A 16,587-nucleotide genomic window follows, 5' to 3' on the forward strand; every position below is an offset into this window, starting at 1 on the left:
TGCATTCAAGCACACGAAATGCAGTCTACTGTAATTGCCGCTTTAAAACGAACTCATACGCTCGTTCAAACGATTTACCATTTAAAATCATCGATGCTATAGTAACCATCACAGCTTTCATTTTTAACTTTGAACTCACTTTGGCAAAAGGTAGCCTCTTCAAAATTTCAAATCTGAATAATTTTTTATGCACACTACTGGCATACTTAGTAGCCCATATCAAGTGGCCGATGTTTTCCACAAATCGCATATCCGATATTTTCTCTTTATGACCCTTCTGCACCAAAATTGATGTTTCAATATTATGTAGTAGATTGTTAACGTTAACCATATCTTCCAAAGACATACTGTGTACTGCACTATCTTCATGCATGATGTAGTCATAATGTGTCTCATCGTGAATGCGTGCTTTCAAATGGGTCGTTTCGCTAATTAGTTGAAACAGCGCACTCAAATCTTCATTTACTCTATATTTTTCAGGGAACGATACATTTTGCCACAATTCTAGTTTACTAATGTAAGCAACCGGATACCCTTTAATTGTTCCGTCACAAAGATAGCTCAATAATTCTTCTTGTCCAACTACCGTGTCTTTCACTGCACTCCCATAATTAAGTTGAAACTTATCTGGTAATGGTGCATTTTTCATTTCATCTACTAATGTAATCTTGAAAAAGTCAATATCGGTATCTTTACTTTCTATCGCTTCCACGTATGAAGAAATCAATTTTTCATCAAAATAATCGTCCCCATCTAAAAAAATAATATATTTCCCCTTAGCCTGTATTAGGCCGTAGTTCCTCGCTCCGGATACACCGCCATTAGCAATACTATAAATTTCAAATCTCTTGTCCGCCTTCACCAAAGGGTGTTCCCGCAACAACATCTCTGTTCCATCTATGGAACCATCGTCTATTAATATAAACTGTGCAGAATGATAATTCTGTTTATTCAAATTAACAGCCAATTCATCAACATACTTGGCGGAATTATACAGAGGAACAATAACAGAAACTTTAACCATAATTACACCCCTGACCTCCTAAGTTTTAAAGTCTGATAAACTGAATAAGATCGACTCAAAAAACAAATTTTGTTCTTAATCAGCCACGATAATATCCTATACCTGAATGTATCTTGTTCAAGATTTAATTGTTGTATCTGATTTAACACTCGTCGCCGTCTGATTTCGGTTTGCCGCTTGTCCTTAAGCCATGATGTCTGATCAAATGACGTCATGAATCGGGTTAATAAATATCTGTTTTTAACTTCTTGACTAAATTTTGTGTTCGAATTTTTAATCAGCATTATCGAATCAAAAAAATCATCATAATTTTGAATCGATTGCGTTTTAGAAATTGAACCTCGTCTACTTCGATAATGAATTACTGGTAAATCAATTAACCCACACTCACGAGCATTATCGAATAGCAAAAACGTTGTAGCGCAATCCTCATAGTTTTTACCAACCGGAAATAAAATTTCATGATTTATATATATTTCCCTTTTAACAATGTGACTCCACGAATAATTTTCAACAGAACTTTTTGGATTACAAAGTAACTCAAATAAGTCGTCTCCCGTCAGTTTTTTCCAGTCAGTTGTCTCGATACTTTTAACTTCTGACTTTCTATATGTTGTACTAAATGTATCAAACGAAAACTGTACAATATCTAGATCATACTGTTGCAATAAGGAAATCATGTCCCCAATTATATTAGTATTTATTAAATCATCGGGGTCCAAAAACCAAACGTATTTACCTTGTGCTACTTCTAAACCTGCATTTCTAGCTGCACTAAGCCCTGCATTATCGGTATGCAAAACCACCGCTTTTTCAGAACCCAATTTTTCTTGATATCCATCTAAAATTAATCCTGAATTATCACTAGAACCGTCATCCACAAAGTAAAACCTAAACTGCCTGCTTTTGATATTACTCATATTCTCCAGAAATGCCGGTAAATATTCTTGAACGTTATACACTGGTACAACTACTGATATTAATTCCATCTTTCTCACTCCATATCTAATCGTTCATCACACACTCGTCTTTCTTAAAAAAGTCGAATAGATATTACTACGTAAAGAATTTGGCATCATTATGACCGTCGAATGTATAAACGCCATGCTTATAAAGTGCCAAAAATTGATGCGTTTATTCTTTAAGGCATCTACCCTAAACTTCAAGTAACACAGCAAATATTTGAACCCGCCCCGCCGTTTAAACATTTTTGATGAAATTCTAGCTTTCACTAATGGCTCGCTTATATTTCTACATTGCCAGTCAGTATGTAGAATTCGAAGCCATAAATCGTAATCTTCAAAAAGTAGCATATCTCGATATCCACCCGTCTCTTCAAGGACCTCCGTTCGGATCATAACGGTCATATGATTCATTGGTGACTTATACTTTGCATATTTAAAAATTTCACGATGTTCTATTGGCACCACGCGAAAATCTAGCCTTGCATCATCTTCGAACTCTTGAATATACGATCCCACCATGCCAATTGAACTATCGCTTTCAAGAACTTCTAATTGCTTTTCAAATCGTTCTGCTTCATTTAAATCATCAGAATCTACTCGCGCTACATATGGATATTTTATATATTTTTGTCCCTCAGATAGTGCACTACCTAATCCACAATTTCTAGCAATACTGATTGTCTCAATGACTCCTGGATACTTCTTTTGAAAAGTGTTAATAACATTTTTTAGAATCTTGTTAATTGGCCCATCTTCAACGATAATGCATTGCTTAGGTAAGATTGTATTATCAAAAACCGTTTTTAATGCTTCTCGTAATTCCTCCGGATCATTTTTGTCATATATTGCCATCAAAACACTAAATTCCTTGAAATTTTCGTTCAAATCTCCATCCCCCTCTTTTTAATTTAAATATCAATAAAATCTACAGGCTGACTTTTCCTTATTTTTTTTAAATTAACTCGTATGTTTCTGATAGACCTATACAGCCACAGTTGATTAAATTTCATCACTACGGCTACTAATAAAAGCCGTTTTGGTAAGGAACGAAGCTGTTTAATCGTATAAGTATTCAAGCTTTGAGATATTTTATAATAGTCTTCATTTCTTTGTTGTCTTATACAATCAAGTGCATCATTTATTGTGCTTCTAAGTTGCAATTCCCGTCGATAAACGACTGGCAACGTATTTAATTCCGCAATATTCAACACTTCAGTAACATAATTTTGATGATTGTTTAGGATACTATATGGAAATTTCTTAGTTACACTATTTTCGTGTTGACGGTATCGATATATTGAAACTGGTACTCTTGCCAGACTAGAAGCATATGTTACAAACCGCATAACAAATAACGCATCTTCTCCTTTGTATATATCAGTGTTAAACCTAATATTTTTTTTGTTTATAATTTTCATGTTATATAGCTTAGCAATTGGGCCTGAATCACCTAACTTCACACTATTTTTCTGTCCTTTAAATCCAGATAGTCCTAGAATGATGTCTTTTTTTTGCTCCTCACTTAATTGGGCGACTATATTTTCACGTCCATGCAAGGCAGACAAATCAATCAAGTCAATTTTTTTCTCAATCATTTCGAAAACTTCATCGGGGAGTTTAGATAAATTAATTAGGTCATCAGCATCCATGAACATCACATACTCAGTTTCCGTATTAACTAAGCCTATATTTCTAGCGTTAGAAACACCCCCATGATTTCCTTCCAAAACCTTCAAACGCATGCATTTTTCGTATTGTTTCGCACGCTCTACCGTGTCATCCGTTGATCCGTCATCAACGATTAACACTTTCATTTCCGGATAATCTAAAAAGCACTCAATGCACTCCTTTATATATTTAGCAGCGTTGTATGCCGGAATAATGACAGTCAAATTTTGAAACATATTTTCTTATCCCTCACATTCATTGAATTTTTCAAAAAAAAGGCGGTCCATACTTTTTTTTGCCAATTCAAAGTCCTTTTTTCTCATCGGCTGGTCACTCAGCAAAACAATTTTTTTATTCTTAGAAAACGCCTTTCGAATTTCAGGTTGTTCTTCTCCGGGTTTTACTACTGCTGTGCAGCCTAATTTACAGATGTTACTTGGCATAAACTCCCCTGTAGCTAATCGATAATATCTCACTAACCAATGACTAATATCTAGCGGCGTTCTAAAGCGACGCATTCCTTGTTCGTTTCGTAAATGTGGAAATTCCTTGTGAACGGTCTTAAATAACGTCTTCGTATATGGCATAGGCAAATGTGGATCTACCCACCCAAGCCACGCTGAATCAGCCATTCCTGTAATTCTAGCTAGACTAGGCTTTGCACAACTAGTCCCCCAATACTTATAGCCATGATTTTTTAGTGCCGCTGTTTTATCAAAAGTGTCATTTATTAACTTCAAATCGTTTAACACAATGTGTGAAAAATCATCAAACGGTCGAAATATTTCAAATGCACCACAATCCTTCGGCACACCTTTTTCCGAGAAAAAATCCGTGTACTCTGTTGGGCTAATCAAAATAGTATCATCATTAAATAGAACAAAATGTTCTGATAAATCATGTATTAAATCAATATTCATTTCAATCGTATTCGAATTAAACGTTGGTAAATACTCCGTTGGAATGTAATCCTTGTGATCAATGAATATCACCCGATTATCATCAATTTCAAATTTAGGTTTTTGATTATCTGTTATGACGTACACTTTGTGAGCCCATGTTGCAAACTTTTTAATGCCTTGAAAAAAGTATTCAAACGTTCCCATATCACGGTAACGCTCATCCCCATTAACTCGACTATCAACTGATGTTTCATCTTCGTAAACATTTTTTTTATGCAACCATTCTGGGTCTTGTCCATCAACCCAAGGTACAACAATATCTATATTAAAATTAGGCTTCATATTCATTTCCCTCTCGAACCATTCAGTCACATTCAATGATAATTTAGAAATACTGCTAATCTTCATAACAACGTTGATTAATCTGTGAATAAAAAAGGCATTTTGAACGCGTTGTTCAAAATGCCTTTTTCCACTATATATACTTCATAAGACTTCAAACGCCTCAACTGCATAACTTCCAGAGTTCAACTCTTTTTCCCGTTTATACTTTTCAAAAAATACAGCCGCCGGATACAATCGCATTAATAAGCAGACATAAATCACCCGATGCTTATTACGTATATTTCGCCAATTAACCATGTATCTACTTACAACAATCTTTCGGTAATGACTCATGATTTCCCTTAAACTATCTGCCGGATTTTGGTTGCTTAATGTCAAACAATATATATCTCTCAACATCCAATTCAATTGCAGTGAATTATGCTGTTCTGAAGAAAGCTGATTAGAGAAAAATTCGGCAAACCATGTACTTGTTACGATATAATTTTTTGAAACATTATACGATACTGATTTTGTTATCGAGTTTGTATTATTACGATATTTATATAATCCAGCTTGTACAAATTTCACACTATCAATAGATTGTACAACTTCTAAGTTGAAGATAGCATCCTCAGCTTTTTTAACGCTCTCATTAAAGGTAATATGCCCCATCCGCAACATATCAACCCGATATAATTTTGAAAATACAGCTGTTATGAATCCCGGGTATTGCTTATATCCAGCTAAACTGAGATATATCTCATCTTTTGGTATTTCATCTCCGAAAAACTCTTCGTTCTGAATTTCATTTCCAAAAACAACCAAATCAAAATCTTTATTAACCACACCGTTTATCAAACGACTTTGATGTAGCACCAAACTATCATCCGCGTCCATAAACATTACATACTTAGATCGAACACGTTCTAGCCCAATGTTTCTAGCCGCTGAAACCCCAAAATTTCCATCTGTTTTAATGTACACAAGCTTTTTGTTAGAAAGACTATCAATAATCTCTTCCGTTTGATCCGTTGATCCATCATCAACTATGATTAACTCGTCATACTCCAATCTCGCTAACGAATTAATACACGTCTCAATATACTCCCCACAATTATAGGTGGGAATTACAATACTTAAACCGCTCATTGATTAACTCGCCTTTTCTTCAATTGTCTCTTAACAAGCCACTTATAATCTCTTACATAACTATTCGTTCGGAGCTTAATTTTATTAATTCCTATCGGTAATTTTGACCACTCAGATACATGTTGATTCGTATATATCTCTGTAAAACCCAACTTTCGCATAGTTCGCAAAACATGACTCGAATTAGGCACATCACGAATGAACCTTCTATGGGTATGAATCATAACCCTATCTATAGTAAAATCTTTCGGAATTTCAAATTCTGGGATTGTTGTATGCAACAAATCATCAGGTGTTTCTAAATTGTCAACACCTTCTTTTAATGATTGTTCCAAATTATTCTGAATTTTATCCAGACCATTAACTCCCGTCCAACCTTTAATTAACACTAGAATTTCTTCATAAGTTTTATCAAAGATGCCTTGTGCATCTTGTAATTCATATTCCTTACCAACGCCTGAATAATAATCGTAAAATTTATACGTTCCGACCTCTGGTGAGAGAGTCCCCCAAAAATTTGGAATATTAAACGAATCCGAAATAATCAATCCATGCAAACTTGTCGAAATGATTGCCTTGTATTTTGTAATATCCAAAATTACTTCTTGCGGGTCTCTGCAAACATCAATAAATTCAAACCTGTCATCCATTTTCCACTTTTTAAACTTTGGATTGTCGGTATCTAAGAAATGTGACACGATGCCAATTTTATCCAGCATTTCGTCACTTCGTTTAAAATATTTAGACGCTAGTAATCCTGGGTCCCCAAGTGGCACGTCCTTTCCTAGGCGCGCTCTTGTTAGTTCCCCTCTTGCAGCCAACACCTGCACATCTTGGCGCTCCAGTTTATTTCCTTCCCGAATAAACCCACTTCCCCAAATGTACTTTACATTATTAAATTCTGTATTAATTGGATCCAAAACAGAACCGATGCCCAAAATATTCGCACTTCCATCAGTGACTTGTATCACTTTACGTTTCAAAACGCCTTCAATTATGGGTTTTGATAACAAGTCACCAAAATTTTTATTCCCGCCTGGCAGCATCCATTCATACACTAATATTTGATTATTCACAATTTTCAACTCCTTTGTCTCTCAATATAGCTTTGTTCAATAAACCGTTAAGACTCGATGTAATTATTTTTCTTTCATTTTCATCACAAGAAAAAATCCAATGTATCAAAAGAGTTAGAGTTCCATACAAAATTACATCAATCATCACTTTCAAAATACTATTTCCGCCGAATAGACAATTGAAGCCAACCGTCAGCAAAATAGCTATTCCTGGACCCAAAATAACATTCGAGACCTTACGCCAGTATTTGAACATATCGAGTCCAACTACTTTATGGTTATAAATATTTATAACCACGACATTCACCACTACTGTGCTAATTGAAAAACCAATTCCAGCACCCAATACACCAAATTTTTTTATAAATATAATAGACGCAAATAAATTAAAAAGGGTTGAAAAACACATAAGGATAATCCTGAATCTATGCAAGTTTTTCGCTTTCTGAATTTCTAATCCTATGTTTTGTGACAACGGTACTAACAAAGAAGTCATCATTAATACAACTAACCAATATGCCTCTCCATAATCTTTTCCAGCCCAAAACTCTATAAAACTTTGTCCCAACACAACGAACAAACCAAACGCAGAAACCAGAAGATACAATTGGATTCTCCCAATTTTAATCATCAAATTTGTAAGATCGCCATCAGTTGCATCAAACGAAATCATTTGGTGAACTTTTGAAACATAGAGTCTAGATATAGTGAACGTAAGCTGATAGAACAAACCTTTAAGCTGATTTGCTATCGCAAAAACAGCCACACTCATTGGACCTAACATATTTCCAACCAACAACGTTGAAAAATTATTATTCACTAAGTCAATTATCTGATTAATAAGAATCACACCTGAAAAAGGCAAAATATTTTTGCCCGTTTCAACTAAGTTTCTGATGTTCGTAAACTTAAATTTCATTTTCAGTCTTGAAACTGCATATATCATATTCCAAAATATAAAAATCAATGTTACCAATAATTGTACAGTCGCGACGGCAACAATATCGCCACCGCCAATCAATAAAATTATTGAAAAAACGGGCTGTAAAAGAGTTGAAAACAACACTCTAAGTTGCTCGACTAAATATTTTTCATTAGCAATGATATACGAATCGAATACTGACGAGAGCAGTGTAACGGCAACGTTGACAGACAATATCACCATCAACATTTTTGTGGTTTCTATTTCAGATTCCGAGAAATTTTTCTGAAAAAGAATCTCTACATTATTGGTAAGTACACCACCTGCAGCAAGGCAAACAACTGATATAAGCAAAAAGAAGCTTAGGTATGCACTATTAATTCTGCCAACGCCTTCATCTCCATCTCTTCTTTTTGCCTGCCAAAAAAAGCGAACATAGGATGCCGACATCCCTAAAGATAAAAGCGACAGCATCCCCACGGCCGAACTTGTCATCTGGTACAAACCATATTGATTACCACCAACAAATTTTAATAAGATAGGAATGTACATAAAGCTGATAAGGTTCTTTAATAAAATATTTGCATACGCAACCATAGCCCCATAACGTCTTTGACTCATTATTCCACCGATTATTTCTCTCTACATTTTTATAATTCATTTTTCAGAATAGCCCCTATTTTTGAATTTCTAATGAAAAATACTGAAATAAACATCCTGAGAGCAGTACGTAAACAGGTATTTAATTCAAGTTTTATGCATATATAAGTTTAAGATAAAAAAAGACCGCTACTAACTCCATACAGAATTAGTAGCGGTCTTTAATTACCGCAGCCGATCGAAATCAGCTTTAGTTTTATTTACTTTTAGAATTAATCGTACGGCAGTAGATTACTTCTTCAAAGCAGTCCACTTCCAGTCAGTGAACTCTTCGATGTCGCGACCTTCGTTACGAGTAACTTCGAAGTGCTTTGCCAAGATGTCATCCATCTTCTTGTCAAATGCATCAGCTTCAGCAGCTTCAACAACACCGTTAGCCTTCAATACGGCAACAGCATCCTTAGCTTGGTTGAAGCGATCCAACTTTGAGTATACACGCATGTCGTAAGTCGTAGTGATGTCACCATCTTCACGGTAACCGTGTACGTGCAATCCCAAGTGTTGACGCTCGTAGAAGATTGACTCGATCAAGTCTTCGTATCCGTGGAATCCGAAGACAACTGGCGTTCCTGACTCACCGAACAAAGCGTTGAACTTGTCATCTGACAAAGCGCGCTCGTGGTTCATCTCACCGCTCTTGTTTTGCAAACGGTGCAATTCAACAACGTTTACATAACGCATCTTAACGGCTGGGAATGCAGCGTTAACCAAGTTCAAAGCTGCCAAAGTTTCGATCGTTGGCTCAACACCAGCAGATGCGAAGACGATATCAGCTTCTTCACCTTCAGCAACAGTTGAAGCCCAGTCAATAGCCTTCAAACCTTCAGTTGCCAATTCTTCAGCTTCAGCAACTGAGAACCATTGTTGACGTGGTTGCTTTGATGCAACAACGTGGTTAACCTTGTGACGCTCAGTAAATGCACGACCGAATACAGCCAACAATGAGTTAGCATCGGCTGGCAAGTATTGGCGAACGAAGTCAGACTTCTTTTCAGCCAAGTGCGTCAACATACCAGGATCTTGGTGAGTGTAACCGTTGTGGTCTTGTTGGAATACAGTTGAAGTTGAGATCAAGTTCAATGATGGGTAATCGTTACGCCATGATTGCTCTGAGGCGTGACGCAACCACTTGAAGTGTTGTGTAATCATTGAATCAACTACACGTAGGAATGACTCGTATGATGCAAATACACCAACACGACCAGTCAACGTGTAAGCTTCCAACCAACCTTCAGCTTGGTGCTCTGACAATTGAGCGTCCAAGATACGTCCTTCGTGGGCTTCGTATTGGTCGTTTGGCTCCTTAACTTCTTCCATCCATTGACGGTTCGTTACTTCGAACATGTCCCATAGACGGTTTGACATCGTCTCGTCAGGTCCGAAGATACGGAATGACGTTGGGTTCATCTTTGAGATTTCAGCGAAGAATCCTGACAACACGTTCATGTCCATGTTGCGCTTTGAATCAGCCAATTCAGTTCCACGGTTTGACTCGTTGATGTCGTTAGCGTATGACTTCCAGTCTGGCAATGCCAAATCTTCAGCCTTTTCGCCACGAGCACGTCCACCGTTAGCAAGAGGGTTTGAAGCCATACGCTTGTCACCCTTAGGTGCCATTTCAGCCAATTCAGCCTTCAATGAACCATCAGCGTTAAACAACTCTTCTGGCTTGTATGAGTTCATCCACTCTTCGAATTGTGGCAACGTAGCCAACTTCTTTTGTGCCAAAGGAAGTGGCACTTGGTGGGCACGGAATGAATCTTCGATTGGCATTCCTGATTGGTCGTGAGTAGGACCACCCCAACCCTTTGGCAAGCGAGCGATGATTACAGGCCATGCTGCGATCTCGCCGTCTGCGTAACGACCGTTCTCACGGGCGTCCTTTTGGATTGCTTGGATGTCTTCGATTGCTTGGTCCATAACCTTAGCAGTAAGCTCGTGGTATGCCATGTAATCGTGGATGTCATCGTTTTCGATGAAACGTGGTGACCATCCCAAACCTTCGAAGAACTTCGTGATCTCTTCATCGCTCATACGTGAGAAGATCGTTGGGTTTGAAATCTTAAATCCGTTCAAGTCCAAGATTGGCAAAACAGCACCGTCGTTCTTAGGGTTCAAGAACTTGATTGAGTGCCATGCAGTCATTGAAGGACCAGTTTCAACTTCACCGTCACCGATAACAGTAAATGCGATTTGGTTTGGGTTATCCAAAACAGCACCAGTTGCGTGTGACAATGAGTATCCAAGCTCTCCACCTTCGTGCAATGAACCTGGCGTTTGTGCAGTCATGTGTGATCCGATTCCACCAGGGAATGAGAAACGCTTGAACAAACGTGACATACCTTCAACATCTTGAGTGATCTCAGGGTAGTTTTCAGTGTATGAACCGTCCAAGTATGAGTTCGTAACCATAACTTGTCCACCGTGACCAGGTCCACCGATGTAGAACATGTCCAAATCGTACTTGTTGATCAAACGGTTTGCGTGAGCGTAAAGGAAAGTTTGTCCTGAGATAGTACCCCAGTGACCGATAGGCTTAACCTTAACGTCGTCCGCCGTAATTGGCGTGTTAGTTACTGAGAACAATGGGTTGCTCTTCAAAAAGATCATACCTGCTGAAAGGTAGTTGGTAGCACGCCACCAAGCATCAACCTTAGCAAGGTATTCCTTTGAATCAAAATCTACTGCCATTTTGATTAAATCTCCTTATAATTTTGAGAAAGGTTCAATCGCAGAAGTTATCTTCTGGATTACAAGTACTATAATAACAGATTTCAAAATTACGTACAATAAAAAGCACAAAATTGGTGCGGTCCAATTTTGTGCTTTTCTTATTTTTCACCCACAAATGCCGGTTTCATCGCATTTGCGCCATTTTTGAACAAATTGTGAATTTCGCGCTATTCGCCGTCCAAACTGACGAAACTGTTATAACGCATGTATTTATAGTGCACGCGCATTGACCCAACTTCAAACGGCGTACCGTCATCCAAGAAGTAAATACCAGCCATGACCCCAACTGGTTCAACCTCAGACAAAGCTAAATGGTCACGATCATCTTCACTAGATGGTTCAACGGTCACGGTCATAAATGATTTCGTAACTGCTTTTTTGGTTGTCTCTTCAGCGTAGTGGAACATTGAGTGACCTAAGTCTTCCGCCGTCAATGCTGGCAGCAACTTGACTGGTACCAACGCGTTCTCAATCATGAATGCTTGATCCTGTAACTTACGGAGCCGTTTAATCCGGTAAACTTCTTCCCCATCTTCGAGGAATAATGCCAAGCGTGTTTCTTCGTCAGCTTGTTCCGTCTCGAACGACAACAGTTCGATGGCCGGTGATTCACCGTTAAACCGATACGAATCAGACACACCTAGATTGTTACCAATCGAGTGAAACATCGATTGGTTCTTTAAATACAGCGGATTTACAAATGTACCTGATCCACGCTTTTTAAAAATAATACCTTGTTGGGCTAAAACGTTCAGTGCCCGCTTAATCGAGCTACGTGACACCTCGTATGATGATGCCAATGATCGCTCATCTGGCAGCTTTAAATTGGGAAATTCACCGCTATAAATGCGGTCCTTCAAATCACCCAACACCTTCATATAAAGGACTTCCTCCGGCATCAATCTGCCCTCCTACTTTATTTCGGACTTTATCTTAACACAAAAAGTGGTCCAACCAAAACATTTGGTTGGACCACTTTTAAGATATTTACTGGATTTTTTCTTCCACAACCCCACGGGCGAACAAGATATTCCAGATTGTTAAGAACAGAATTTTAATATCGCGCCACAGGTTAATATCTAACGCATATTCCGCATCATACATAGCTTTCTGCAAAATCGTCACCCGGTCACGGCCGTTGACTTGCGCCCAGCCTGAAATCCCTGGTAAGCAACGGTCAGCCTTGCGACTACGACGTTCCGACACCAGCTCTTCTTCAGATACAATCACTGGACGCGGACCAATAAAACTCATTTGACCCTTTAAAATATTGAACAGCTGCGGCAACTCATCAACCGATGTTTTACGCATAATTCGTCCGATAAACGTAACATAGTTATGGCCGTGTAAGTCATACGATGCCACTTCCGGTGTATCCACTCGCATCGACCGAAACTTATACAAATAGAATGGTTTTGAATGTCGCCCCACTCGTAATTGTTTAAACAAAACTGGTCCCGGTGATTCAAGTTTGATCAACAAGGCAACGACTAGCATTGGTATACAAGCCAACGTTAGTAAAAACACCGCACCTAAGATATCAAATGCGCGTTTCCATATCCTTTCATACATGCCCAAACACTCCCTCGTTTTAGATAATGTCGTTGTTTTCAACGAAAATTATCCCTAAAGGGTGTGCCTTTTAGGACGACTGAATTCGTAACGGTTTTGGGAAAGTTATCGAACAAAATAAGACTGATAAAATACACGTATATAAAAAAAGCGACCGCAATCGGTCGCTTTTACAAGAAATATTTAGATGTCACGCTTCTTAAGCAACTGTGTCAAGCCCAACGCCAACACAACTAGCCCGGTCGCAATCCAGAACGCCATGTGAATCCCCATCAAGTCAGCAGTCGCTTGCGCTGTCTTGGCAGGTGCTGACACGGACGTTAAACTGTACACCGTAATCAAAGCAGCTGTTCCAAACGAAGCCGCCACCTGACGGATTGTCGTATACATTGCCGAGCCATCTGGCACAATTTCCAATGGCAATGAATTAAACGCCTCAGTTTGAATTGGCATCGTCACCATAACCAACCCAAGTTGACGGACGAATTGACCAACGGCGGGCAACCAGATTGGCGAATCTAATTGCAACGTTGCTAAGATAATAGTTCCAATCACCACAAAGCCTAGACCAATCGGTGCCAATCGCTTCACCCCGAATTCGTCGTACCACTTACCTGACGTTGGTGATAGGAACGCCGTAATCAACGCCCCTGGTAACAAAACCAACCCCGAAATAAAGGCTGATTGGCCACGCACCGTTTGCATGTAAAGTGGCAACATCAATGCCCCACCGTACAAAGCGGCCATCAAAACCACGTTAATCAACGTCGCCATCGTAAAGTTGTGATACTTGAACACATCAAAGTTCAACAATGGGATCTTTGAGTGGGTTTGCTGGTAAACGAACACCGTCGTTACCACAATACCAATCAACAAGAACGCCCACACATCTGGACTCAGCCAGTTACCCGTACCGGCATTTGAGAACCCATACAGCAAACTACCAAGTCCGATACTTGAGAGCACCATCCCCAAGAAGTTAAACTTCAAGAACTTTTGTTCCCCGATATTCTTCAAGAAAATCGATGCCAGAATCAAATCCAAAATAATCAATGGGGCAATCCCCAAGAACAACCAACGCCATGAGTGGCTTGATACCACAAATCCAGATAGCGTTGGCCCGATTGTTGGCGCAAAGTTCAACGCCAACCCAATAATACCCATTGCTTCACCACGGCGGTCAGCCGCAAATAAGTTCATCACCACCACGTTCATCAGTGGTCCAAACACACCGGCACCGGCCGCCTGCACCATACGGCCCAAAATCAAGATTGGGTAAGTTGGCGCAAGTCCCGCAATAATCGTCCCCGCTGCAAAGACTGCAACGGCACTTAAATATAATGTTCGCGTCTTTAATCGTTGAATTAAATACGCCGTCAGTGGCACCATCACACCGTTTACCAACATATAACCATTAGTCATCCATTGACCTAAGGCCGTTGATATGTGGAAGTCTGCCATGACTTGTGGCAAGGCCGTGTTCATTAACGTTTGATTCAAGAAGCCCAAGAAGACCCCTGCAATCAAGATAATCAACACACCTCGCTCTTTCTTTGAAATTCCGCTCATGTATGCCTCCTAGTCTAGATAATCTGTTCCAGCCCATTCAGCCTCGAATTGGGCAACGAAATCATGCATCGCACGATCACGAATCGTCCCAATTCGCTTTCCCTCTCGTGTATTCAAATAATCCTTTAGTAAGAACAACTTCTCATAAAAATGATTCATCGTCGTTTCGTCATTTGCTGCCCGGTAATCAGCCTTGGATGTAAAAATTTGTGGCTTAATCGCTGGGTCGTACAATGTCCGCCGCTTTACCGAGCCGTATTGGATGGCACGGGCCGTCGCCACTGCCCCAATTGCATCTAAGCGATCGGCATCCTGAACAATTTGTCCGGCTAATGACAACGGCTCTGGCTTACCAAAACGTTGCTTACTCCACGACATATTATCAATAATTTGGAAAATTTCAGCCTGCTGTGCCTCATTAACCCCATTATCCGCTAACATGGCGACAACCGCTCGCTTGGCGCTTGTGACATCTTTAAATAATTTGTCATCATACGTATCATGCAACGTTGCCGCTGCAATCGCAATAAACGCATCAGCGGTTGGTTCTGTCGCCAAAATATGCTTTGTTAACGCAACAACGCGATCGATATGGCTCGTATCATGACCAGTGTCATCCCCGCCTAACACAGCCTGCATAAATGCCGTCATTGCCGCTAACTGTTGTTCTTCTACTACTGTCAAAATATTACTCCCCGCTTGTTTAACGACGACCAATTAACGCCGTTAGCAAATACAACACAAAACTACCACCCAATAGGCCACCGAAGAAGTAGGCAACTGGGCGACCAACCGTCTCCCAAATCATAAAGGCGTCTGAAATCGTCAGCCCCGTAATCACCCCGACGATGGTCAAAAAAATCAAATACCAAATCACACCACTTTTGGTGTTTTGCCAGTCTGCCCCACTTAAATTCAAAGCGAGACTCAAATTCAAAATCAAATATGCCCAAACCGCAACTTGCCACCAGGCAGTATTAGTCATCACACTTTCACCCGTGTGGTAACTCAACAATAACTGGGGCCACACCAATTTGGTAACACCCCAACTCGCTGCTGCGATACCAAAGATTGGTGCAATGCCGATAAAAAAGTTGCCGGCTTGCTGGTATTTATTATTCGGGCTCCAGGCATGCGACACATACCCCATCCGATTTTCATTACCGTCTTTAAACGGATTCTGGAGTAACCGAATCTTATCCACGTGATGGCCAAAAATTAACGCCACGACTGCGTGCGATATTTCATGCACCATGACGCCAAACCAGCCAAAAATCAGGGGTGCATTCAGACCAAATGCCCGCATGAGATGTTGGTTGGTTCGGGTGGTAATCACTGAAATCAATGCACTACCCACAAGTGGCAAGACAAAAAAGATGCCAACAATGAACACCCACGACTGCCAGACAATGGTCCAACTCATACTTAAGCGTCCGTGCGGATATCCGCAAATTGTGCATGCACAAATTCGGCCAATTGCACTGCGTCAACGCGAATTGAACGACCAACTTCACCAGCTGACAAGGTAATCGTACCGGCTTCCTTAGCGATGTTATCAAAATAAATGGGGAACTTCTTGTTCTGCCAAATACCAACTGGGTTATTGGCACCGTGAATGTAGCCCGTCGTCTTTTGCAAATCCTTTGTTGGAATCATCGTGACTTTCTTGTTACCCGATACCACCGCAAACTTCTTTTCATCTAAGTGAGCATCCATTGGCACAATCCCGATGACCGGCCCAGTGACATTACCCGTCAACGCCAGCGTCTTATAAATATCATGATCCGTGAGGTCATATTTATCTAATTCCGCTTGGTCGCGATTCATACCGCCCGCAAAAACAATACTTTCATATGGAATCTTAGCTTTATCCAAGATTTGTTCGACTAAAATCTTCTTAATGCGTTCTTTCTTCGCCATTTTCAACTCTCCAATCTATAACCGATAACTATATAATATACGCTTTATTCGCGCACACTAACAGCCTCAGCCACTAAACATACAGAAAAACCGTCCGTTC

Annotated in this window: 15 protein-coding genes; all 15 read right to left on the minus strand. The window is 39.7% G+C overall.

The genetic code is table 11. From position 1 onward, the window contains the following. Positions 1–25 precede the first annotated feature (25 nt). Positions 26–1,024, minus strand: coding sequence for a glycosyltransferase family 2 protein (locus tag ESE_RS11950; RefSeq protein ID WP_010374920.1), 999 nt, complete (start codon positions 1,022–1,024; stop codon positions 26–28). A gap of 2 nt (positions 1,025–1,026) precedes the next feature. Further along, positions 1,027–2,013, minus strand: coding sequence for a glycosyltransferase (locus ESE_RS0109820; protein ID WP_010374922.1), 987 nt, complete (start codon positions 2,011–2,013; stop codon positions 1,027–1,029). A gap of 27 nt (positions 2,014–2,040) precedes the next feature. Continuing rightward, positions 2,041–2,874, minus strand: a complete 834-nt coding sequence (locus ESE_RS0109825; protein ID WP_010374924.1) for a glycosyltransferase — start codon at positions 2,872–2,874, stop codon at positions 2,041–2,043. Between the two features lie 23 nt (positions 2,875–2,897). Further along, complete coding sequence (locus tag ESE_RS11955; RefSeq protein WP_010374926.1) at positions 2,898–3,893, minus strand: glycosyltransferase family 2 protein; 996 nt, start codon at positions 3,891–3,893, stop codon at positions 2,898–2,900. Positions 3,894–3,899: 6 nt separating this feature from the next. After that, on the minus strand, positions 3,900–4,901 hold the full coding sequence (locus ESE_RS11675) for a stealth family protein (RefSeq protein ID WP_010374928.1): 1,002 nt from the start codon (positions 4,899–4,901) through the stop codon (positions 3,900–3,902). Between the two features lie 144 nt (positions 4,902–5,045). Further along, complete coding sequence (locus ESE_RS0109840) at positions 5,046–6,035, minus strand: glycosyltransferase family 2 protein (protein WP_010374931.1); 990 nt, start codon at positions 6,033–6,035, stop codon at positions 5,046–5,048. After that, positions 6,032–7,111 (minus strand): polysaccharide pyruvyl transferase family protein, encoded by a 1,080-nt coding sequence (locus ESE_RS0109845; protein WP_010374933.1) that lies wholly within the window; start codon positions 7,109–7,111, stop codon positions 6,032–6,034. Before ESE_RS0109845 ends, ESE_RS0109840 begins: the two co-directional genes overlap by 4 nt. Further along, positions 7,104–8,654 (minus strand): lipopolysaccharide biosynthesis protein, encoded by a 1,551-nt coding sequence (locus ESE_RS0109850; RefSeq protein ID WP_062358849.1) that lies wholly within the window; start codon positions 8,652–8,654, stop codon positions 7,104–7,106. Before ESE_RS0109850 ends, ESE_RS0109845 begins: the two co-directional genes overlap by 8 nt. 270 nt (positions 8,655–8,924) lie before the next feature. Next, positions 8,925–11,384: a phosphoketolase family protein gene (locus ESE_RS0109855; protein WP_010374936.1), complete on the minus strand. Its 2,460-nt coding sequence runs from the start codon at positions 11,382–11,384 to the stop codon at positions 8,925–8,927. Positions 11,385–11,593: 209 nt separating this feature from the next. Then, positions 11,594–12,325, minus strand: coding sequence for a GntR family transcriptional regulator (locus ESE_RS0109860; RefSeq protein ID WP_010374938.1), 732 nt, complete (start codon positions 12,323–12,325; stop codon positions 11,594–11,596). 88 nt (positions 12,326–12,413) lie between these two features. Further along, entirely contained in the window at positions 12,414–12,998 is a 585-nt protein-coding gene (locus ESE_RS0109865) for a sugar transferase (protein ID WP_010374940.1), read from the minus strand. Positions 12,999–13,181: 183 nt separating this feature from the next. After that, positions 13,182–14,567, minus strand: a complete 1,386-nt coding sequence (locus ESE_RS0109870) for an MDR family MFS transporter (protein WP_010374944.1) — start codon at positions 14,565–14,567, stop codon at positions 13,182–13,184. A gap of 9 nt (positions 14,568–14,576) precedes the next feature. Continuing rightward, on the minus strand, positions 14,577–15,251 hold the full coding sequence (locus ESE_RS0109875; RefSeq protein WP_010374945.1) for an HD domain-containing protein: 675 nt from the start codon (positions 15,249–15,251) through the stop codon (positions 14,577–14,579). Between the two features lie 19 nt (positions 15,252–15,270). Further along, positions 15,271–15,990, minus strand: a complete 720-nt coding sequence (locus tag ESE_RS11960) for a membrane protein (protein ID WP_010374946.1) — start codon at positions 15,988–15,990, stop codon at positions 15,271–15,273. A gap of 2 nt (positions 15,991–15,992) precedes the next feature. Then, positions 15,993–16,487: a YbaK/EbsC family protein gene (locus ESE_RS0109885; protein ID WP_010374947.1), complete on the minus strand. Its 495-nt coding sequence runs from the start codon at positions 16,485–16,487 to the stop codon at positions 15,993–15,995. Between the last annotated feature and the right edge of the window lie 100 nt (positions 16,488–16,587).

The organism is Weissella cibaria KACC 11862, assembly GCF_000193635.1.
In the GTDB taxonomy this organism is placed as follows: Bacteria; Bacillota; Bacilli; order Lactobacillales; family Lactobacillaceae; genus Weissella; species Weissella cibaria.